This is a genomic window from Glutamicibacter sp. AGC84 (assembly GCF_053543575.1).
Genome location: NZ_JBLVOC010000011.1, coordinates 79,920 through 101,774, shown reverse-complemented (window position 1 = coordinate 101,774; position 21,855 = coordinate 79,920). Strand labels below are relative to the sequence as shown.

General features: G+C 60.0%; 18 protein-coding genes. 11 read left to right on the top strand and 7 right to left on the bottom strand.

Annotation, left to right across the window (positions count from 1 at the left end; genetic code table 11):
• The first annotated feature begins 61 nt into the window (after positions 1-61).
• Together ACNPN0_RS07335 and rsrA are read left to right on the top strand one after the other, a co-directional pair.
• Complete coding sequence (locus tag ACNPN0_RS07335; RefSeq protein WP_166650812.1) at positions 62-715, top strand: sigma-70 family RNA polymerase sigma factor; 654 nt, start codon at positions 62-64, stop codon at positions 713-715.
• A gap of 1 nt (position 716) precedes the next feature.
• The gene (rsrA, locus tag ACNPN0_RS07330; protein ID WP_105658379.1) at positions 717-977 is read left to right on the top strand and encodes a mycothiol system anti-sigma-R factor; all 261 of its coding nucleotides are present in this window, start codon (positions 717-719) and stop codon (positions 975-977) included.
• Positions 978-1,050: 73 nt separating this feature from the next.
• On the opposite strand, the gene ACNPN0_RS07325 is transcribed toward rsrA, so the two are convergent.
• From ACNPN0_RS07325 to ACNPN0_RS07315, 3 genes are all read right to left on the bottom strand, one after another.
• On the bottom strand, positions 1,051-1,125 hold the full coding sequence (locus tag ACNPN0_RS07325; RefSeq protein WP_369299107.1) for a 50S ribosomal protein bL37: 75 nt from the start codon (positions 1,123-1,125) through the stop codon (positions 1,051-1,053).
• 98 nt (positions 1,126-1,223) lie between these two features.
• A complete protein-coding gene (locus ACNPN0_RS07320) occupies positions 1,224-1,829 on the bottom strand; it encodes a GDSL-type esterase/lipase family protein (RefSeq protein ID WP_105662568.1) in 606 nt (201 codons plus the stop codon).
• A 215-nt stretch (positions 1,830-2,044) separates the two neighbouring features.
• A complete protein-coding gene (locus ACNPN0_RS07315; RefSeq protein WP_448938273.1) occupies positions 2,045-5,803 on the bottom strand; it encodes a multifunctional oxoglutarate decarboxylase/oxoglutarate dehydrogenase thiamine pyrophosphate-binding subunit/dihydrolipoyllysine-residue succinyltransferase subunit in 3,759 nt (1,252 codons plus the stop codon).
• Between the two features lie 429 nt (positions 5,804-6,232).
• Here ACNPN0_RS07315 and ACNPN0_RS07310 point away from each other — a divergent pair, with 429 nt between their 5' ends.
• From ACNPN0_RS07310 to ACNPN0_RS07290, 5 genes are all read left to right on the top strand, one after another.
• Positions 6,233-7,549 carry a hemolysin family protein gene (locus ACNPN0_RS07310; RefSeq protein WP_448938272.1) on the top strand — a complete coding sequence of 439 codons (1,317 nt, stop codon included), beginning with the start codon at positions 6,233-6,235 and terminating at the stop codon, positions 7,547-7,549.
• On the top strand, positions 7,542-8,615 hold the full coding sequence (locus ACNPN0_RS07305; protein ID WP_332594812.1) for a hemolysin family protein: 1,074 nt from the start codon (positions 7,542-7,544) through the stop codon (positions 8,613-8,615). The genes ACNPN0_RS07310 and ACNPN0_RS07305 overlap by 8 nt, the downstream gene beginning before the upstream one ends.
• A gap of 130 nt (positions 8,616-8,745) precedes the next feature.
• A complete protein-coding gene (locus tag ACNPN0_RS07300) occupies positions 8,746-9,579 on the top strand; it encodes a metal ABC transporter ATP-binding protein (RefSeq protein ID WP_105662569.1) in 834 nt (277 codons plus the stop codon).
• Positions 9,580-9,588: 9 nt separating this feature from the next.
• Entirely contained in the window at positions 9,589-10,446 is an 858-nt protein-coding gene (locus tag ACNPN0_RS07295) for a metal ABC transporter permease (protein ID WP_448938271.1), read from the top strand.
• Between the two features lie 78 nt (positions 10,447-10,524).
• The gene (locus tag ACNPN0_RS07290) at positions 10,525-11,154 is read left to right on the top strand and encodes a maleylpyruvate isomerase family mycothiol-dependent enzyme (protein ID WP_448938270.1); all 630 of its coding nucleotides are present in this window, start codon (positions 10,525-10,527) and stop codon (positions 11,152-11,154) included.
• Positions 11,155-11,199: 45 nt separating this feature from the next.
• On the opposite strand, the gene ACNPN0_RS07285 is transcribed toward ACNPN0_RS07290, so the two are convergent.
• Together ACNPN0_RS07285 and ACNPN0_RS07280 are read right to left on the bottom strand one after the other, a co-directional pair.
• Positions 11,200-12,660 (bottom strand): HNH endonuclease, encoded by a 1,461-nt coding sequence (locus tag ACNPN0_RS07285; protein ID WP_448938269.1) that lies wholly within the window; start codon positions 12,658-12,660, stop codon positions 11,200-11,202.
• Between the two features lie 114 nt (positions 12,661-12,774).
• On the bottom strand, positions 12,775-13,200 hold the full coding sequence (locus ACNPN0_RS07280) for a Fur family transcriptional regulator (RefSeq protein ID WP_105658386.1): 426 nt from the start codon (positions 13,198-13,200) through the stop codon (positions 12,775-12,777).
• Between the two features lie 152 nt (positions 13,201-13,352).
• On the opposite strand from ACNPN0_RS07280, the gene ACNPN0_RS07275 reads away from it, so the two are divergent.
• The 4 genes from ACNPN0_RS07275 to ACNPN0_RS07260 are packed head-to-tail and all read left to right on the top strand — an operon-like array spanning position 13,353 to position 15,948.
• A complete protein-coding gene (locus ACNPN0_RS07275) occupies positions 13,353-14,057 on the top strand; it encodes an MBL fold metallo-hydrolase (protein ID WP_448938268.1) in 705 nt (234 codons plus the stop codon).
• On the top strand, positions 14,054-14,890 hold the full coding sequence (locus tag ACNPN0_RS07270; protein ID WP_448938267.1) for a sulfurtransferase: 837 nt from the start codon (positions 14,054-14,056) through the stop codon (positions 14,888-14,890). The genes ACNPN0_RS07275 and ACNPN0_RS07270 overlap by 4 nt, the downstream gene beginning before the upstream one ends.
• A 29-nt stretch (positions 14,891-14,919) precedes the next feature.
• Entirely contained in the window at positions 14,920-15,348 is a 429-nt protein-coding gene (locus ACNPN0_RS07265; protein WP_105658389.1) for an HIT family protein, read from the top strand.
• A gap of 3 nt (positions 15,349-15,351) precedes the next feature.
• Complete coding sequence (locus tag ACNPN0_RS07260) at positions 15,352-15,948, top strand: hypothetical protein (RefSeq protein WP_448938266.1); 597 nt, start codon at positions 15,352-15,354, stop codon at positions 15,946-15,948.
• 485 nt (positions 15,949-16,433) lie between these two features.
• On the opposite strand, the gene ACNPN0_RS07255 is transcribed toward ACNPN0_RS07260, so the two are convergent.
• Both ACNPN0_RS07255 and ACNPN0_RS07250 read right to left on the bottom strand, forming a co-directional pair.
• Positions 16,434-20,309 carry a YobI family P-loop NTPase gene (locus ACNPN0_RS07255; protein ID WP_448938265.1) on the bottom strand — a complete coding sequence of 1,292 codons (3,876 nt, stop codon included), beginning with the start codon at positions 20,307-20,309 and terminating at the stop codon, positions 16,434-16,436.
• A gap of 482 nt (positions 20,310-20,791) precedes the next feature.
• On the bottom strand, positions 20,792-21,703 hold the full coding sequence (locus ACNPN0_RS07250; RefSeq protein ID WP_448938264.1) for a DUF4238 domain-containing protein: 912 nt from the start codon (positions 21,701-21,703) through the stop codon (positions 20,792-20,794).
• Between the last annotated feature and the right edge of the window lie 152 nt (positions 21,704-21,855).

The following is a 21,855-nucleotide window of genomic DNA, read 5'->3' as shown; positions in this document are numbered from 1 at the left end:
GCCGGCCCGGGCCCGCGCTGGCACGCGCATAAAGCCGTTCGAACGCGTAGACTCGGCAGTGATGAACAACAAGAGTGTGGACGAGAATTTGCCCGATGTGGCCTCCGAGTCCGAGCAGCAGCGCCGCGAACGCTTCGAGCGTGACGCGATGCAGTACGTGGACCAGCTCTATTCGGCTGCCCTGCGCATGGCGCGCAACCCGTCGGATGCCGAGGATTTGGTGCAGGAGGCCTACACCAAGGCCTATTCCGCCTTCCACCAGTACAAGCCGGGCACCAACCTGAAGGCCTGGCTGTACCGCATCCTGACCAACACGTACATCAATTTGTACCGCAAGCGCCAGCGCGAGCCGCTGCGCACTTCCACCGATACGGTCGAGGATTGGCAGATGGCCCAGGCGATGGAGCATTCGCCGACCGGCTTGCGCTCGGCCGAGGCCGAGGCGCTGGACCACCTTCCGGATTCGGATGTGAAAGCCGCGCTGCAGTCGATCGGCGAGGATTTCCGCATGGCCGTCTACTTCGTGGATGTCGAGGGCTTCAGCTACAAGGAAGCCAGCGAGATCCTGGGCGTGCCGATCGGCACCGTGATGTCCCGGTTGCATCGCGGACGCAAGAACTTGAGGGAACTGCTGGCCGATTACGCAGCAGATCGTGGGATCGCCACCGGCACCCAGAGCAAGAGTGCCGCCAAGGCTGACCGAGGAGCGAAATAAGATGGATTGCAATTCAATGGGTGATTGCGCCGATGACCGCATCGTCCGCATCTACGAGTACCTCGACGGAGCGCTGACGCTCGATGACCTCAAGGAGGTCAAGTCCCACCTGGATGGCTGCCCGGAATGCACCGAGCAGTACGATCTGGAGTGCATCATCCGCTCGGTGGTGCGCCGCAGCTGCCAGGAGCATGCCCCGCAGACCTTGAAGGCCAGCATCATCGCGCGGATCTCGCAGATCCGCGTGGAATCAGGCCACTAGCACGGCAAAGAGAAACCCCGTATCTTCCGAGTTGGTCTCGAAGGGTACGGGGTTCTTTTTTTGTTCGCTTCGCTTAGCTGTTTGGGCGCTTGCCGTGGTTGGCACCGCCACGCTTGCGATCGCGACGCTTACGAGCGCGCTTCGACATGGTGACTCCTTAGAGGGAACAATATTGCTTCCCGAAAATTCGGGCCGGCTCATAGTCTTTCACACTTCCGGCCCATTTTCCTAACGGACCGGCGGTCCCTAGCCCTCGCCTGGCTCAGGCAACTCCAGCCAGGAATACCAGCCGCGGTGCAGCACCAGCCAGGCCATCAGCCCGTAGCCTGCCTGGCCGGGCACCCCGCCGGAAGCGTTCAGATCGGCACGCCACTGGGCATGGGAACGCAGGGGCGTGAAGGTATCGACGTAGTGGTGGTTGCGGCGCAGCGCCACATCCGAGTAGACGCGGTTCAGTTCTGCCACGCGCTGGTTGCGCGCATCATCCAGGCCCGGGGCCGGGCCGACCAGCAAGGCCTTGATGTTCATCTGCGAGGCCGAATCCAGGATGTTGGCCAGGTTCAGCCGGCTGCGCGCGGTGGTGACATCCAGATCGACGTCGCGGTCCGAGAGCGCGATGACCAGGCGGTTTTCGTATTGGTCGCTGAATCGGCGGGAAGCTTCCCCCAGCCAGCGTTCGGCCAGCGCTTCGGATCCCTCGGCCGGGGAAGCCAGGACGAAGGACTGCAGGCGCAGGGCCGGATCCTGGGTGCGGGCCATGACGCGGCCGAACCAGCCCAGGCCCCGCGGGTCGCCATGCCCGGCCAGTAGCTCATCTCCGATTGCGGTAATTCGGATTGTGCGTAACTCCAACTGGGCGACCTTTCGTTGGCTCAAAAATGATGAATCGCTCCCCACCTTAGCAGTCGGAACGCTGGCATCGGGGGAGGCGGTCATTGGTTAAACCCCACAATTCCCTGCGAAAAACCAGCACCGGGGTTAAAGCGCTGTTGCCGGCGAACCTCCGAGGTGGAACCCCCGGATAGTTCGCCGGCAACAGTTGGCCAGCAGCGTTCAGGCGATGCGGTCTAGCGGGCGAAAGCCTGCTGGATCAGCACTGCGTTTTCTGCGTCGTGGCGCTTTGCATTGCCAGCGGAGGTCGCAGCCGATGCCGGGCGGGAGATCAAGGTGATCTTCTGCTCCAGTGCCGGTGCAACGTACAAGCCGAAGAACGGCCATGGACCCTGGTTCGCAGGCTCGTCCTGGACCCAAGCCACCTCGGCGTTCGGGTACTTGGCCAGTTCGGCAGCGATCTGCTCGGCCGGAGCCGGGTAGAGCTGCTCGACGCGTACCAGTGCGGTCTTGGTGTCGTTCGCCTTGGTGCGAGCGGCCAGCAGATCGTAGTAGACGCGGCCCGAGCACAGCAGCACCTTGTCCACGGCGTTCGCATCGGTGATCGACGCATCGCCGATGACCTCGCGGAAGCCTCCGGTGGTGAAGTCCTCTACCGAGCTGGCCGCGGCCTTCAGGCGAAGCAGCTGCTTCGGGGTGAAGACGATCAGCGGCTTGCGCGGACGGGCGTAGGCCTGGCGGCGCAGCAGGTGGAAGTGGTTTGCACCGGTGGAAGGCTGGGCAACGACCATGTTGTTCTCGGCGCACAGCTGCAAGAAGCGCTCGATGCGGGCCGAGGAGTGGTCCGGGCCCTGGCCTTCGTAGCCGTGCGGCAGCAGCATGACCAGCGAGGAGGACTGCGACCACTTCTGCTCTGCGGAGGAGATGAACTCGTCGATCACGGTCTGCGCGCCATTGACGAAGTCGCCGAACTGCGCTTCCCACATGACCAGTGCATCCGGGCGTTCTACCGAGTAGCCGTACTCGAAGCCGAGCGCGGCGTATTCGGAGAGCAGGGAGTCGTAGATCCACAGCGGTGCCTGGTCTTCGGCCAGGTGGTGCAGCGGGTACCACTCGGTGTCGTTCTCGCGGTCGTGGAAGACTGCGTGGCGCTGCACGAAGGTGCCGCGGCGCGAGTCCTGGCCTGCCAGGCGGACCGGCACGCCTTCCATGGTCAAGGTGCCCAGGGCTGCCAGTTCTGCGAAGCCCCAGTCGATGCCGCCTTCGCGGGACATCTTCTCGCGGCGCTCGAGCAGCGACTTCAGCTTGGTGTGCATGGTGAAGCCGGCCGGGATATCCAGGTGGGCGGCACCAATCTTCGCCAGCGTCTGGGCGGTGATGGCCGAGCCGCGTGCGCCGTCGACGGTGTTCTCGTCGGCAGCCTGGGCGAAGGGCTTCTCCAGGTCGTTGATGGTCGAGCCCGGGGTGATGATCGGGATCGGCGAAGTCTGGGCGGCATGCGTCTCGGCGAAGATGCGCTCCAGGTTCTCCTTGTACTCGGCCAGCACGTTCTCGGCTTCTTCCTGCGTGATGTCGCCGCGGCCCACCAGGGCCTCGGTGTACAGCTTGCGGGTCGAGCGCTTGGCTTCGATCAGGTTGTACATGATCGGCTGGGTCATCGAAGGGTCATCGCCCTCGTTGTGGCCGCGGCGGCGGTAGCACACCAGGTCGATGACGACGTCCTTGCCGAACTTCTGGCGGTACTCGAAGGCCAGCTGGCCCACGTGCACCACTGCCTCCGGGTCATCCCCGTTGACGTGGAAGATCGGAGCCTGCACGGTGCGTGCAACGTCGGTTGCGTACACCGAGGAGCGCGAGGAGCTCGGCGCGGTGGTGAAGCCGATCTGGTTGTTCACGATCACGTGGACGGTGCCGCCGGTCTTGTAGCCGGGCAGCTGGCTCATGGCCAGTACCTCGGAGACCACGCCCTGGCCGGCGAATGCGGCATCGCCGTGGACCAGGATCGGCAGCACGGTGTTCTTCTGGTTCAGGCGGTCCAGCTTGGCGCGGGTGATGCCCTCGAGCACTGGATCGACTGCTTCCAGGTGCGATGGGTTGGCAGCCAGGTAGATCTTGGTCTGGTTGCCCGCATCCGAGGTGTACGAACCCTCGGTGCCCAGGTGGTACTTCACATCGCCCGAACCCTGGACCGAGCCCGGGGTTGCGGTGCCTTCGAATTCGCGGAAGACCTGTGCGTAGGTCTTGCCGGCGATGTTGGTCAGCACGTTCAGGCGGCCGCGGTGGGCCATGCCGATCGCGACCTCGTCCAGCTGCTCGTCGGCTGCGTCGGAGATGATAGCATCCAGCAGTGGAATCAGCGATTCGCCGCCTTCCAGCGAGAAGCGCTTCTGGCCGACGAACTTGGTCTGCAGGAAGGTCTCGAAAGCCTCGGCGGAGTTCAGCTTCGACAGGATGCGCAGCTGCTCTTCGCGGCTTGGCTTGGCGTAGCCGGATTCCAGCTTGGCCTGGAACCATTCGCGCTCTTCGGGGTTCTGCAGGTGCATGTACTCGGTGCCGATGGTGCGGCAGTAGGCATCGCGCAGCACGCCGAGGATGTCGCGCAGCAGGCCGCGGTCCTTGCCGCCCAGGCCGCCGGCCAGCCATTCGCGGTCCAGATCCCACAGGGTCAGGCCGTAGGAATTGATGTCCAGGTCCGGGTGCTTGCGCTGGACGTATTCCAGCGGGTTGGTATCGGCCATCAGGTGGCCGCGCACGCGGTAGGAGTTGATCAGGTGCTGGATGCGGGCAACCTTGTTGACCTGCAGGTCGATGTCGACCTGGTTGTCAACGGCCCAGCGAACCGGCTCGTAAGGGATGCGCAGCTGCTCGAAGATCTCGTCGTAGAAACCCTGCTCGCCCAGCAGCAGCGACTCGACCAGCTTCAGGAATTCGCCCGAACCTGCACCCTGGATGACGCGGTGGTCGTAGGTGGAGGTCAGGGTGATGTGCTTGCCGATACCCAGGGCGGCCACGGTCTTCTCCGAGGAGCCGCGGTACTCTGCCGGGTATTCCAGTGCGCCAACGCCGATGATCGCGGCCTGGCCCTTGGACAGGCGTGGAACCGAGTGAACGGTGCCGATGCCGCCTGGGTTGGTCAGCGAAACGGTGGTGCCTGCGTAGTCGTCAGCGGTCAGCTTGTTGCCGCGGGCGCGCTTGATCAGGTCTTCGTAGGTGGCCCAGAACTCGTTGAAGCTCAGGGTCTCGGCAGCCTTGATGTTCGGCACGGCCAGCATGCGGGTGCCATCCGGCTTCGGCATGTCGATCGCGATGCCGAAGTTCACGTGGGCTGGCTGGATCGCAGTTGGCTTCTTGTCGATCACGTCGTAGGTGACGTTCATCGACGGGATCTGCTTCAGCGCACGGATCACAGCGAAGCCGATCAGGTGGGTGAAGGAGATCTTGCCGCCGCGAGCGCGCTTGAGGTGGTTGTTGATGACAATGCGGTTGTCGATCATCACCTTGGCCGGTACGGCACGCACGGTGGTGGCGGTAGGCACGGTGAGGGAGGCATCCATGTTGGTTGCGATGGCCTTCATTGGTCCACGCAGCGGGGTGCGCTTTTCCTCACCGAAAAGTTCGGTGGACGGCGTAGCCTTCGGAGCCTGTGCCGGGATCGGCGCAGTCTTCGGTGCTGGCTCGGCCTTCTTGGCTTCAGCGGCCGGAGCTGGTGCTGCCTTGGCAGCCGGTGCTGGTTCGGAGGCACGGGCCTGGGCTGCGGCGCGTGGCGCGCCCTGCCCGTTGGCTGCAGACGCAGCGGCAGGTGCTGCCGCTGCTGGCGCCGGCTGCGCTGCCGGTGCTGCTGGTGCCTTCTTTTCGGCGGCGAGAGATTCGAAAATATCCCACCATTTCTCATCTACCGAGTTCTTGTCGACGAGATACTGTTCGAACAGCTCGTCTACTAGCCACTCGTTTCCACCAAACTCTTCAGTAAGTCGGTGGTGTGCTTGCTCTGGCACGTGCAACGCCTCTTCCCTGATTTCTACGTTGTTCTAGCTTGAGCCGGTGGTCTTTCGAGGACGTGATACGACCACTGCGGCCCACAAGATTTCTAGACCTGCGCACCAGTCTAGTGACTTTTCCGCCCACTTGGCCACGGCACGTATGTAATGTCACGAAAGTGTTGCGCCTAACATGCCGTTCAGCGTATCCAAAGCACCGCTGGGCGAGCATGTGTCGAAGTGGTGCGCAATGGCCCTTCGTTCGATAGACTAATTCGCACTATGGAATCCCACTCTCCAAGCCGGTGTGCCGCCCAAGGGCGCAGTGCCGGCCACAACAGTCCATGTTCAGGAAGTTCCGCCTCCCTTTTGGAGCCTTCTAGTTGCCGCCCTGTCGGCACTGGAACTGAACTTCGCACGCCAGTGAATAGGCGGCGGTAAACGCCTATGGAATGGCTCTCAATACTTTTCGGCCTGCTGCTGATTCTCGGCACCGGCTTCTTCGTGGCCGTGGAATTCTCCCTGGTCGCCCTGGATAAAAGCACCGTGCAGCGTGCCGTTAATGACGGCGAGCGTGGCGCCAAGCCGCTGCTGCAGTGCCTCACCTCCCTTTCTACCCAGCTGTCCAGCTGCCAGCTGGGCATTACGCTGACCACGCTGCTGACCGGCTACGTGCTTGAACCCGCAATGAGTGCGCTGCTCGAGCCGTTGATGGAACAATTCGGCATTCCGGCCGCAAGTTCGCTGGCCATTGCCGTGGTGATCTCGATGGTCGTTGCCACCTTGCTTTCGATGCTGATCGGCGAACTGGTCCCGAAGAACATGGCAATCGCCCAGGCGATGAAGGTTGGCAAGCTGCTGGCCCGCCCGCAGCTGGTTTTCACCGCCGTCTTCAGGCCGGCCATCATCGTGCTCAACGGCTTCTCGAATGCGGTACTGCGCAAGTTCTTCGGACTCGAAGCCAAGGAAGAAATCTCCGCGGCCCGCTCCTCGCAGGAACTGGCATCGCTGGTCCGCCGTTCGGCTCAGCTGGGCACCTTGGATGTGCAGACCGCTCGCTTCGTGGAATCCACCATTGAATTCTCCGAGCGCACCGCCGCCGACGTGATGACCCCGCGAACCTCGATGTCCACCATCGATTCCGAGGCGGCCCTTTCCGAGCTGATCGAGGTCAGCGCGGACACCGGATTCTCGCGTTTCCCGGTCACCACCGGATCCACCGATGAAATCCAGGGCATCTGCCACGTCAAGGCAATTGTCTCGGTGCCCCGTGAACGCCGCGCAGCGCTGCAGGTGGGCGAGTTCGCCCGCGACGCGCTGTACGTTCCGGAAACCATTCACCTGGATGTGCTGCTTGAGCAGTTGCGCGCCGCCGAGTTCCAGGTCGCGATCGTGATGGACGAATACGGTGGAACCGCTGGACTGGTGACCCTTGAAGACCTGGTCGAAGAAATCGTCGGCGAAGTTTCCGATGAGCACGACGAGGACGAGGAAGAAGCGGTCACCCAGCCCGACGGCAACTGGCTGTTCCCGGGCATGTACCGCCCGGACCAGATCAACGAGAACTTCGATACGGACGTCATCCCGGAAGAGTCGACCTACGAAACCATCGGCGGCTTCATGCTCGCCGAACTGGGCCGCTTGGCTGAACTCAATGACCGCGTCGCCACCGAGCATGGCACCTTCACGGTGACCGAGCTCGATGGCCGCCGCATCTCGCAGGTTCGTTTCGAACCAGCAGTGCAGGAGGATGGCAATGAATGACTTCATGGGCCTGGTCTGGCTGATTGTGCTGCTGGCTGGCAATGCCTTCTTCGTTGCCGGCGAATTCGCGGTGATGAGTGCGCGTCGTTCGCAGATTGAACCCTTGGCCGACGAGGGCAATAAGCGGGCAAAGATCGCGCTGTACGCCATGGAGCATGTTTCGATCATGCTCGCGGTCTGCCAGTTGGGCATTACCGTTTGCTCGCTGCTGATCCTGAATATTTCGGAGCCGGCGATCCACCACCTGCTGGCCGAACCGCTGACCATGATCGGCATGGCCGAATCAGCTGCGGACACCGTAGCGTTCCTGATTGCCTTGATCGTGGTGACCTTCCTGCACGTGACCTTCGGCGAAATGGTGCCGAAGAACATTTCGGTTTCCGTTGCGGACAAGGCCGTGCTGCTGCTGGCCATGCCACTGGTCGGCCTGTCCAAGGTGCTCAAGCCGATTACGGCGTCGCTCAATGGCGTGGCGAACCTGGTGCTGCACGCCTTCGGTATCGAACCGAAGGACGAGGTGGCCAGCTCGTATACCGCCGCTGAAGTCCGATCGATCATCGATGCTTCATCCGAGGAAGGCGCGCTGGATGAGGACGATGCCGCACGCTTGACCAAAGCGCTGGAATTCTCCTCGGTTACCGCGCGCAGCTGCATGGTTCCGCTGGATGACCTGTTCACCTTGGAATACGGGCAGACCACCGCGCGCGCCTTCGAGAAGAAGGTCGGCAAGACCGGTTTCTCGCGCATGGTGATCACCAAGAACGAGGTTCCGGTGGGCTACTGGCATGTGAAGGACGTGATGCTCATCGATGATGCCCACTCCACGCAGCCACTGCTTGATTTGCCATTGCACCCGCTGGGCCGGTTGGAGCAGGACACCGAAATCGAGGCCGCCCTGGAAGCGATGCGGCAGGAAGGCAACCACCTTTCGGCGGTTGTCGACGAGTCGGGGGCAACGCTCGGCGTGCTCTTCCTGGAGGACGTGATCGAGGTGCTGGTCGGTGAAATCACCGATACCACGCGAAAACGCGTCAACCCGCCTCGCAGCGAAAAAAGGGCAAATTAGCTCAAGCTCACCCCAGAGTGCATATTGCGAATGACTCGCAACTGATACGATTGACTGCGGCGCCCATTGCGGGTGCCGCAGTTTTTCGTTGCCGGCCCATCCTCAGCCAGCGCAATCCAGAAAGCAGTCAATGACAGAAACCCCCATCGTCAGGTTTGAAGACGCGCGCCTTGCCTATGGCTCCCGCGTGCTCTGGGATGAACTCAACCTATCCATAGCGGCGGGGGAGTTCCTTGCAGTTCTAGGGCCCAACGGCTCGGGCAAGACCAGCTTCATCAACACGATGCTCGGCACCACCGCGCTTAATCGAGGCAGGGTCTCGATTGCAGGGGAGGCCGTGCGCCGGGGATCGGCTGCCGTAGGGTTGATCCCGCAGCAGCGCCCCTTCGGGGACAACGTTCCCCTGCGCGCTCGCGACCTGGTCGCACTGGGACTGGATGGAACCCGGCCCGGAATTCGCGTGGCCCGCAGGGCCGTGCGCAACAAGGTCGACGAACTGCTGGAACTGGTCGGCGCTACCGCCTACGCCAACCGTGCGGTGTCCGACCTTTCCGGAGGCGAGCAGCAGCGCCTGCGCGCAGCGCAGGCTTTGGCCAGTGATCCCCGGGTCCTGCTATGCGACGAGCCGCTGCTCTCCCTGGACCTCAATCACCAGCAGGCGATCAGCGAAGTGATTCACCGCCAGGCCGCAGAGCGCGGCAGCGCGGTAGTCTTCGTGACGCACGAGATCAACCCGATCCTGCCCTATGTCGACCGCGTCTTGTACCTGGCCGAAGGCCGCTTCCATCTGGGCAGCGTGGATGAAGTCATGCAGTCTGCGGTGCTCACCGAACTTTACGGTGCTCCGGTCGAGGTGCTGCGGGTCAATGGCCGCATCGTGGTGGTCTCGGGCGATGGCAATCGGGCATTGCCAGCCGATGGGCACGACCACGTTGAAGAAATCGATCTAGAGACCGGAAAGTAGGAGCAGGACATGGACTTTTCGGATCTCATCGAGAAGGCGTTCAACTTCCAGGATTACGGACTGCTGCTTCCGCTGGTGACCAATTCCCTGATTGCCGGTGCAGTTTTGGGCGTGGTTGGCGGTCTGATCGGCATCTTCATCATGATGCGGGACATGGCTTTCGCCGTGCACGGCATCGCTGAGCTGTCCTTTGCGGGGGCGGCCTTCGCCTTGCTCATCGGCGCCGACGTGGTGACTGGCTCGGTGTTCGGGTCCATGATCGCGGCGCTGATCCTTGGCATTCTCGGAACCCGGGCCAGGGATCGGAATTCCATCACCGGCGTGCTGATGCCTTTCGGCCTTGGCCTGGGCATCTTGTTCCTTTCGCTGTATGAGGGGCGGAGCGCCAATAAGTTTGGCCTGCTGACCGGCCAGATCGTGGCCGTGGATGACGTGCAATTGACAGGAATGCTGGTCCTTTCGGGGGTGGTAGTGATCGCGCTGCTGGTTATTTGGCGTCCGCTGACCTTCGCTTCGGTGGACCCGGTGGTTGCCAATGCCCGGGGCGTGCGCACTGCTGGCCTGTCCATCGTCTTCATGATGATCCTGGCGCTGGCTGTAGCGGTGACGATTCAAGTGGTCGGTGCCTTGCTGGTGCTGGCGCTGCTGATCACGCCTGCCGCAGCCGCCATGCGCGTGAGCTCCAATCCGGTCATCACCGTCGTGCTCTCCATCGTGTTCGCGGAACTGGCTGTCGTGGGCGGCATCCTTCTTGCCCTGGCTGGTTCCTTGCCGATCAGTCCGTATGTGACCACGATTTCGTTCGTGATCTATGTGGTCTGCCGCGGAATCGAAGCGGTGCGTTCCCCTCGCCGCCACCAAGTCTAGGAGCTGCATTCGGCCAGCACGCCTCCGCTGGTTCCGGGCCCGGTTGACTAGCCGGCAGCCGAACCTCCAAGCTGGAGCATGAGCAAAATTCCAGCCAGTGAGATCTGGCCATTGGTGCATGCCGAACGCCTGGCCCTGATCGATGATCTGGGAACTTTGGATCTGGATCAGTGGGAAGTTCCCTCCCTGTGCGATGGGTGGAGCGTCCATGACGTGGCTGCTCATTTGGCAGATAACGCGCGTGCGACTTTCTTCCGCCTGCTTGCCGGGATGGCCAAGGCCGGATTCAGCTTGGACCGCCAGAACGACAATGGCGTGGCCGCCGAGAAGGCCGCAACTCCCGATGGGACATTGCGCCGGCTCGTCGAGGTCGCGGCTTTGCGGGCCACTCCACCGGTTCCGCTTGCCAGCAGGTTGGTGGAGGAAATTGCCCATGGGGAAGACATCCGTCGTGCTGTGGGCCTGAAACGGGCCTATCCTCCAGAATCCCTGGAGCCAGCAATCGAATACCAGGCAGCCACCCCGCAAGGTGTTGGGGGTGCCAAGGGATTAGCGAGCAAGGTCCAGCTGTGCAGCGACGACGAAGGCTTCCGGCTGGGCATCGGCCCGCAGATTGCAGGACCGCGCCTGGAACTGCTGATGCTGGTTTCAGGCCGAGGCAAGCACGCGGTTGGCCTGTCGGGTCCGGGGCTGGCCCTCGTGCGGTAAATTGCACAAAGGTGAGGGGCTGCGCGGCAGAACCCGCGCCGCTGCCTAGGTTTCAGTAGTTCCTGGTCCGTCGGGCCTGGTGAGCCGTTCCTTGAAATCAGCGAACCATTTCGAGTCGCGCATTAGTTGCGGGAATGGCTTGTGCATGAATCCAGTTGCCGGTGGCGCAGTGGATCGGTAGGACATCGCCGAGCCCGGACAGATCATCATCGAGTGCCGATCGCGGAAAGCGGTGTACTCGTACCAGCCGTCGGCCTGCTTCGCCTTATTGCAGGTCGCGCAACGGCCCGAGGCATTGGCCACGGTCGTCTTGCCGCCACGTGCATACTGGAGCACGTGGTCTGTTTCTTCGACCAGCCCGTCGCAGAAGGGCGTTCGGCAATGCCGATCGCGAATCCCGATGAACCTCTTGAGCTTATCCGGGAAGATCCGGGCTTTGGAATCCATCGCGATCAGTTCCTGGTCCCCGGGAGCGGTGTAGAGGCGAGTTATCTCCGTCATTACTTCGATCCGCTCAATATTCTCGGGGGTGAGTTCGGCTTCCATTTCCGCGAAGGTTAGCTCGTTGGGAATCTGGTGGCCGCCAATGAGTTCCCGCGCGGTCTGCGCGGGGATGAAGCCGTAGCCTTCCAAGTAGGCCGGTTCGCGATCACCCATGAACAGCGCTCTATCGGTCATGACCAGTCCGAGCTGGACGTGGATCTTCTGCTCATTGTTTTCATCGAAGAACATGTAGCGGGCCAGCAGATCGGCCTGGATCTGGGTGCGGGTGCGGGCATCGCCCTTGCGCTTGATCCTGCATGACTGGTTTCGCAGCGTCATCTGCAATCCGGTTCCGCCAACGATCGGCAGACGGGCCTGGAGGAAGACGCACCCTGCTTCCCGATCGGTGCGGAAGCGAACGTAGCGTTGCTGGTTGGCTTCCTTCAGCTTCTTGTCTTCCCGATCCGATGCGTACTTGATCGTGAAGCTGGTGACCGTTTCCTTGATGCGCTTGGGGCCCATGGATTCGAACATGTCTGGATTCTGCCCGTAGATCGCATCGAACTCGGTGCGGCGCAATGGCCGGACTTCCTGCAGCGGGGTGAGCATTGCATTGATCTGCGCTTCGGTGAATTCACCACGGGAAAATGCGGCAGCGATATTCGGGGTGTCCTCGAAGAGGATGCGGCAATTGGCCAGGTAGTTCCTGGAACCTCGTTGAGTCTGCTTGCGGGCGATGGCAACGCGGCTGGCCGCTCCGCGGACTTGGTCATCGATGTTGGTGCCGCGCTCTTCATTCTCGCGCAGGACTTCCTTCTCCAACTGGTGAGCCAGGCCGGCTTGCTGATAGCGCAAGGATGAGACCAGTCCTTCGACGGACTCGATCACCCGGGCGCACGCGGCCTTGCCGCCGTGGTCATGGAACCAAGACAGGTCGTTCTGCAGCTGGATCAGGTGGGATTCGAAATCCGGCTGATCTGCTGGGCGGGCTAGGCTGTTTCCGTGCGCCTTTGCTTGGAACATAGTACTAGTATACGCCCATTGTTCGAATATGTCTTCGAATAATTCAGCTGGGGATTGCCGAATTCTTGGGGTGCCGAACAGTCCGCTGGACCCAGGTCCAGGCAGCGGAAAGGGCTACGAGGCAGCGGGGGCGCCAGCCTTGGCTTTGGCACGGCAGTCGGCGCAGAGGCCGTAGATTTCCACGGTGTGCTCGGGATCGGAGAAGTCGTGCTCCGCGGCAACCCGAGCGGCCCAGCGCTCGACGGAAGGGGCTAGTACCTCGACGGTCTTGGAGCAAACGCGGCAGACCAGATGATGGTGGTGGACCTCGGTGACGCACTGGCGGAAGCGGGCTTCGCCATCTCCGCTGCGCAGCACATCGACCAGGCCATCGTCGGCCATGGACTGCAGCAGGCGGTACACGGTGGCCAGCGAAACCTTCTTCTCCGAATCCTGCAGCCAGCGATGCAGCTGCTGGGCGGTGGCGAAATCATCGACCTCGCCCAGTGCCTCGGTGACGGCCAGGCGCTGCTTGGTGACCCGGGTTTCTGGCTGGGACATCGACGTGCACCATTCCTTGAGTTTGTTGCGGACCGGCGATGTGCCAGCGAACTGGGCCAATCACCTGCGGTTTCCCTCAATTTTAGCCAACTTTGCGTTGCAATGCGTGTCTGGCTCTGGCATGGGCGGGGCGCTGAGCCTACGCTAAGGATATGCGCATCAAACTTAGGGGCCATTCCTCCTTGGAAGCGAGCACGATCGACGGCAAGGTCTTGCTGGATCCGGGCGGATTTTCGCAGCTTGACGACGCGTTCGACGGCATCAATGCCGTGCTGGTCACCCATGAGCATGCTGACCATGCCGACCAGCCGGCCATTGCCGCCGCGCTGGAGGCGAATTCCATCCTGGAGCTCTACGCGCCGGCCGCGCTGGCGCAGGCAATGCGCGACCAGCTGCCGCCAGCGGCCCAATCCCAGGTGGTGACGGTGCGAGCCGGGGCCGACTTCATTGTCGGCGGCATTCGCGTACGGACTTTCGGCGGCACCCACGCCACCATCCACCATTCCATTGCAGTGGTTGCCAACGTGGGCTACCTCCTGGGGGACCGCGCGGTAGGCCAGCTGGAGGTCTTCCACCCGGGCGACAGCTACCAGGTGCCGGTGGGGGCGCAGCCGGATGTGCTGCTGCTGCCGGTGATGGCCCCGTGGGGCAAGATGGCCGAGGCTGCCGACTTCGCGGTGGCCGTGGATGCTAAGTGCTGGATGCCGATCCACGACGGGCTGCTCAACGCCAACGGGCTGGGGCTTTTCGATCGCCAGCTCGGCGCGATCGCCCAGCGGGCAGGATGCAGCTATGTGCGCTTGGAACCTGGAATCGAACATCATCTCGACGAGTTGCTGGGAGGCACCAACGAATGAACCCCTTGATAAGCGCCGCGCAGCTTCGCGAAATCCTGGACGCCGGGCGCCAGCCGGTGCTGCTCGATGTGCGGTGGGTCCTGGGCCGCGACGACGGGGCGCAGAGCTACGCTGCCGGGCATATCCCCGGCGCGGTGTTCGCTGACCTGGAAAAAGAGCTTTCCGGTGCGCCGGGCGAGCATACCGGCCGCCACCCGCTGCCTTTGCCGGCGGACTTCGAGCAGGCCGCGCGCGGCTGGGGCATCAACGCCCAGAGCCACGTGGTGGCGTACGACAACTCCGGAGCCCTCGCCGCGGCCCGGGCCTGGTGGCTGCTGCGCCATGCCGGATTCGACCGAGTGCAGGTGCTCGACGGCGGGCTCGGGGCCTGGACGGACGCCGGCGGAGAGCTGGCGCTGGGCTACGAGCAGGCCGCCAAGGGCAGCGTTTCGCTGTCGTGGGGCCGGATGCCGGTGGTGGAGTACGAGGAGCTGGACACCTTGCCCGGCACGCTGATCGACTCGCGGGCCACCGCGCGCTACCTGGGCATCGAGGAGCCCATCGACCCGGTGGCCGGGCATATTCCCGGTGCGCTGAACCGTCCCACCACTGACAACCTCGACGCGCAGATGCGTTTCCGGGCGCCGGAGGTGCTGCATTCCAGCTTCGTGACGCTGGGTGCCCACAGGCCGGGGTCGGCCGCCTACTGCGGTTCGGGGATCACCGCGGCGCACCAGGTATTGGCCGCGGCAAGTGCCGGGATCCCGCTGGGGCTCTTCCCCGGCAGCTGGTCCGAATACTGCTCCTACCCGGATGCGCCGGTCGCCACGAGCGACGAGAAGCACCGCCACTAGAATTCAGCCATCGAGCAAGAAAGGCAGCAATGAGTACGCTGTTCACCAAGATCATCAACGGGCAGATCCCGGGCCGCTTCGTGTGGGAGGACGAAACCTGCGTGGCGTTCTTGTCCATCGGGCCGCTCTCCGACGGGCACGCACTGGTGGTTCCGCGCGAGGAAATCGACGAGTTCACCGATGCCTCCGACGAGCTGGTTGCGCATCTGACCCTGGTCGCGGCCAAGATCGGGCGCACCCAGAAGCGCGTGTTCTCCGCGCAGCGCGCGGGCCTGATGATCGCCGGATTCGAGGTGCCGCACCTGCATGTGCATGTCTGGCCGACCAACTCGCTGGCGGACTTCGACCTGTCCAATGCGGCCGATAACCCGGATCCGGCGGCCATGGACAAGAACGCGCAAGCGCTTCGCGCGGGCCTGCGCGAAGATGGCCACGGGGAATTCGTGCCCGAGGCCTAGCCGGTGCAATTCATCCGCTACCAGGGCACCGAGCCCAATCACCGCGGCGTGCACCTGGGGATTTTCGCGCTGGCCAATTCCCTGGGGCACGGCGGGAAGCTGAGCGCCGCCGAACACGCCATCTGGCGTGCGGGCAATGACTGGTACGACGCTGCCTATCCGAACCCGAGCCGCACCCATCGGGCAATCTACGATCATGCGGTCAACCCCGGGGCCGTGGCGTGGTTCAAGGGCAGCGCGCAGCACCTGCTGGAGCGCGTCGAGCCGTATTTGCGGTTGCTCGACGCGCACCTGATCGGCTGGGAGAAGCTGGAAAGCAGTGCTCCGGGCACCATCATCTACGAAGATGACGTGCAGGTGATCGCCACACCCGCAGCTACGGCGAAGTTCTTGGCGGCGGAAACCGCTCGCCGGACCTGCGGATTCTTCACGGATGACCGCTCTGACGTAGCATGGACCAGGATGGACGTCGAGCAGGCTTGGCGTTGGCAGGATAGGGATACGGCGACTTCAAGCGCGAAACGGGCGCTACGCAGACCACAACAGGCCGTCTACGCGGTCAGGCAAGCTAGGTACAGTCCGTTACAAGCTCGGCTTTGACGCCGCCAAACCTTCAGCGGCGAAGCTATGGCACTGATCGGAATGGCACCAGTTGCCCATGCGCCCCTCCGGTCAAGTGGCTTTCTTCCGGCAGATGATCAGCGAAGCGGTCGCCCCGACCGGTATGGAAGAACGGTGGGCTCTCATCTAGACTGCGTGCAGTCTCGATTTTTTCACTGGAAAATTGACCGATCTCCTGTCTACAGGCGACTTATTTGTAGAAACGGCTCTGGACATTGACGATGCTTGGATCAGAATCTCCCGACAGCACGGTTGTGGCTCCCAGCTCATGATGCGCTGGTGATCGCGTGCGACGAAGCTGACGGTTCAGAGCGTGTGCGCAGGAGGCTGGAAGTCCGCATGACAACGGAACTTGACGGCGGACCCATCTGGAGCGAAGTGCAAGTCCTTGGCTCCGTGTGGACAAAATAGTTTTTGAGCCCAGCGAAAGGGACAACAACATCTTTTGTGTGGGGAGCCTCGACCTATTGACCGATACGTCTAATGCTCAGCATTCCGTCTTGCGTAGGTGCAAGGCGCCTCAGCAAACCAAATTCTGCCAGCATCTCGAGAAATGCGTCGTTCTCCGGAGTGGGAGCAAACTTGGGTGACGGCCCGATCTTGTTAGTGATCGCAGCGTATTCGCCACCTAGACATTTGAGGGTCGTTACTGGATCCGCCGAGAAAGTTACTCGCGCCGGATTCCTCACTAATAGTGAAAGCAAGCCAGTTCGTGAAGCACCAGCAATTGCGAGTTCGTGAATGTATTTGAGTTCTAGACCGAGGTTATGATCGTTGAAAAATTCCACGATGGTTTCAGCGTTCTGAGTAGCACGCGGCGCAGTAAGGAGGCCCTGAAGGTGGTACTTCACGAATGTTCGCACTTCGATTTTAATTGATTGGCAGTTTAGGAAGACGGCTAGGTCTTGAGGACCAACCAGCGTTCCAACTTCCGCATCATTTGGGACCGGTTCTCCCGCGAGCATGGCTTCTCGGACGCTCCAATCAAGCGAGCTATCTGAGACAGCACGGAGTACCGTGAGATCTGCCCATTCGTCGTTGATGATTTGAACCGCAACGCCCGATGCGGTTTCTAGTAGTGCTTCAACTGGAAACTCGAACTGCTCACGCAGATGCTCAAGGACCGAGATCATAACTTCACTAGTCAACAACGTCGGATATTGCTTGGTTGAGGCAAGCGCAGCTGCCACGAACTTGGAAAGATCTAAGTCATCACTGATCTCGATCGTCGGCTGATCATGAAGCGCTGTCGCAACCCCTTCGGAGAGGTTTTCGCTCGACTGCAACCGAGCCAACAGGTTACCGGTACTGATGGCTACGCGATGTTCGAGAAGTAACGCTTCCTGAATGGTGGTAGAACAGCTTGCGATGTCCGGGACATTGACCGATGCCGAAGCAAAGAATGCTACTCGGCGGAGCACAGGTAGCGAATCTTCACCTAAAGTACTCTCCAGGTCGCTCAGGACCTTTGCCAGCGCTGAAGCGTTCTCTACAGTAAAAAGCTCCACCGCGTTTTCATCTTTCCTGAGACGCTCAAGTAGTCCAAGGTACTCCTCTATTCTTGGCAAGATCGACCTATAGGCAGTAGGAACCAAAGTCAGCCTTTCCAGGGTCACCCAAGCCGTCTTTTCAGCCCCAGTAACGGCTCTGAGATTCGAAGCTGTCATTGAGAATAGCCCACGTTCAACAAAAATGGCGCGGGCTGGAGTTGAAAGCCGACTAAGGTCGTCGATCTTGACTTGCAGCTCTGCCAAGCGCATGGCTCCTGCGACGCTGACGGAGTCATTTTGCGTCAAGCAATTCAATCCGTCGTGGTTTTGCTGCGCGAAACGTCGCACTTGCTCGTTCCCTGCGACAGAATCCGAAAAGTCCTCCTCCTGGACTTGTCCGAGTGCGCTATCGAACAGTGCGATCTTTCGGTCTTCAGCGAGCGATTCGTCGTTCACGATGGCTGGAATCATCTCGCTTGTTAGTCCAGCAAGGTACGCGATAGCTTCTTTCAGCGCAACAAGATTCGTGTCGGTTCCGTATCGGGTGAAGTAGTCGCGGATGAAAGTAGCGTCATCTGGTGTCCAGCTCCGCAACTGGTTAATCACTCGATGCGTTTCCTTAGGAGCTTCGAGTAGCAGATGGTGTAGGACATGGATATTGACCATACCTGCGCGTTCAAGTACCAGCGGTGTACGGTCTCGAATGATTTCTCGAATAGCTTGAGCAGACACAGGTGCTAACGGAGAGCGGCGCGGACTCCCTATGGAGGTCTGGATGAAGTTTTGTGCCCCTACACCAAGGAACTGAGGGTCGAAGTGGGCGCTGAGGAGCGCGAAGTTCTTCGTAAGTTGCCCATCAGCAATGAGCTCTGATGTTAGTCCTTCCCCAAGGGCGACGCGAACCATCTGCGCGAAAGATAGGGGCCCATTGGAAAAGTCGTCTTTGTTTACGGCAGCTTCGGTTTTGTCCCATGGGACTGAATCGGATCTAAGCGTAAACCGCGGAAGATCCCAGAGCCGCCGCCACGTAGCAGCTTCCAACTCCTCACGGTCCCTTTCCAGTCTCGTCCGCTCCTCACACGTGAGCGGTACAGCCGTCTTCTCTGCGAAGTCCAACAACACGTCGAATGCAGTTTCGAGTTGGTCACGATTCAACGTACTTCCATTGTTGATGTGAATTCCCTCGCCAGCAGCGACACGTCTCCATAGGTCGATAGAACTGAGTTCTTTGGCTGACTTTGGCGGGTAAGTCGTATGCCTGTAGCCGTTACCCTGAACAACGTTAACAAACGTTATTCCTAAGGCTCCGCCCCTCTTGGCTAAACGCTCGGCCAACGCAGCAGCCTGGGCACGTTGGGCTTCTTCAGATGGGTGACTAAGCCGAAGATTAATACGTGCCAGGTTCTCCTCAATCAAGGCATTTCCAAGAGTTTGAACCGCATGGAGTTTGCTCTTGCCCAATCGAATCCGTTCAAAGTCCGCAACTTCGAGATTCTTATAGAGAACGAGTGCGAGAAGCCTGTCAGGTGTGAGTTCTTCAGGGTGGTTTCCCGGTTGCAAGAGCCGGTCCCGGTACATCGCGAACTCGTTACGTATATTGCGGATCTGTCGCTGGTCAGGAAAGTACTGCGCAATCTGACGTACTAGATCATCAGTAGGACGCGCCTGACTGCCCGCAGACTCCTCCTCAGAGGAACCAACGAGTAATTCGAGCTCTGATTTGAGTGCACCTCTCGCGTTTTGCTCAGTAACGAACGGGACGACAGGGATGATCAAGTCAAAGAACTTTGTTCGCGCAAACGCGTCATGCTTTACGTCGTCAGTAGCTTCTACAGTATTCGCAAACAGGGAATCGCGGATGGCATAGACGAAGACGATCGGCCCCTCATAAAAACCAGAAGGTACCGGTTCTAGCCCTTCCAATCCTTCAAGATCGAGCTTATTTTCTTTCCAGGGACGGCGTCTCAATAGCCGATCCCAAAATACCCCAAATTTTCCGCGACGTCGTTTATTATTCAGCTGTGCTGAATGGTTGAGCAACACATTAAGCGCACGAAGATCTTCAAAGACTTCGACATTGTTGAATCGATCCATATCTTCAAGAATGAGGATGCGCGTTTTCGACACTTGAAAGAAGTAGACGATCTCGTCAAGGTAGTCGTCGAAATAGCTGCCGTCTTTGTCGGCGAGTGTGAGCTTGGCAGAGCCTGCCGAAAGATCGCTTATGCGCAATCGACCGTTTGTGACTCTCAGGAGAAGGAGGGTGACCATGGCAACACAAATGAAGGTGGGGACATAGATGTCAGGACGCCAAGTCAGTGTCGTATCCTGCTTGATCAATGCCACAGCGAGTGTGATTGCCCATTGCACGGCTACCCCAACAGCTCCTGCTAGAAGCGCCATGCCACTGCTCTTGAACCAACGGAATTTACTCGTCCGTGCAAAGCGAGAAGCTGGAGTCTTTGCAGGATCAAGGACGTAGAGAATCTGCTTGACGATCTCTTTCTGCAAGTCGTTCACAGAAACATCAGGAGCTGGCTTTTCGGTAGTGCCTGCATACGCAGATCGCACGGTCGCCAGCGACACCTGGACTGTCTGCTCAGGGTAGCGGCTCGCTAGACCTTCCAAGACACTACTCTTACCTGCACCGTAAGGCCCTGAAAGTGCAATATTCGTTGCGCGCCGTGATTCGACGCCTTCCAAAAGTGCACGTAGGTAGCTTGAATGCAGCGAGGGAACGTAACGGGGAGATAGGTCTTGAAGTGTACGCCAGCTTAATTGTGCCGGAACAGCGTTGCCAGCTGTTTCTGGCGATGGGTCCGATGATGACTCACTACGTCTCTTTGACAATGTGTTCCCTCTCAGCAGCCTAGCTACAGCTAGTTATGCAACTGAATCTATCTGTGCTGATGCGGAATATACATTTCTTCGTCAGACTCTCACGGACGTCGACAGAGACGACAGTTTATGCACAACATTTCTCACAACTCCGGATGATTGTTTCCGTAGGTCCGCAAGTATCATCGGAGGAACCGCATGTTTGAAATTACCGGCCGCACAGCAAGCGCCCGCATCCTTACGTTGCCAGGCAACTGGGTATGTATGGGTCGCCGGAAGAGGTAAGACTCCCTTCCATCGTTCTCTCCGACGTCGAGCGGGAACTGCCCGCCCCGTTGTGTGGATTCCGTAGCCAGGGCTGGCTTTTCTCCTCTAAAGGCCGTTGGATAATGGCCGCGGGCGTTGCTTACCACTACCGCGCACGGATTTTTTAACGGTATAACTGCGGTACGGTCCAGGTAGGGAAGCTGGCGGCTAGAGGTCAATGACGCCTTTTAGAAAGAGTCAGGCATAGTCTGTCTGAGAATCCGTTGCATCCAAAGGTGTTCAGTCATCAACTTGTAAAGATGGGCATTAGAACTGTTCCAATCAACATGGTGTGCAACGAAATCTCGGGATGAGTACACTGTGTATCGATTGAAATCATCAGCCTTAAGTCTCTTGCGATCCTCAGAGCGGTGCAGGTAGAGACCCACGGTTGGGCTGAGCGGAATCGTGATTCGCTCGCATTTTCCGAGGGGGACAATGAAACCGTGCTGTCCCCAGCGTTGATGGGTCGGACTGTAGTCCTTGCGGATTTCATGCCGGATCCCACTCTGGGCGGCAAAAGTGTCTGAAACGACGAGACTAGGTTTTTGATACCTCACTATGTCCCAACGAAATTCATGGACATAGCCAGCGAAGGGATTCCATTTTTCTTTCGGTCTTGCGAGGGGGTTATTCCTATTCTTCCATCCCTCCAGAAATGAGAACAGGGCCGCAACGAGCATTCCAGTTTGGAAGTCCTTGTCGGACATGTGATCCATGCTTTGCTTCCGAACTTCACTTGCAATATATCCAAGTTGGAATCGGTTACGGCGAATCTGTAGCCCTACAAGCCAACAAATCGCTAGCTTCTGCTCGCCTGTGACCTCTAGTGCTTTGGAATCCGCAATATCCCTAATTGCTGTTGCGGCTTCGCCTTCTAGAGCACTCATGGCTGATTCCAACGTCACTCTGTCTCGTCCAGACGGGCCGAAATGATCACCATACAGAGTATGGCCATCGGTGATTTGCCCTGTCTTTAAAACTACAGACGTAAAGTTTTTATCATCTGCAATCCGGTGGACAGACAGTTTCTCTTTTGAATCCGCGAAATTGCGAAGCAGGAATTGAGGCACGTAGTGGTGCTTTATGGGTTCGTTCACTGTCTCCCCAGGATGGTTCTATCGTTCTCCAGCTGTATCTGCTACGAAATTCTACAGTTCGCCGCCTTAGCCACTTGCCTACAAAGCTGGGGCCTGACCTTGGTATCTGGTTAGAAGGCTGGTGGCCTACCTGCTGCGCCGGCGCACCGGCA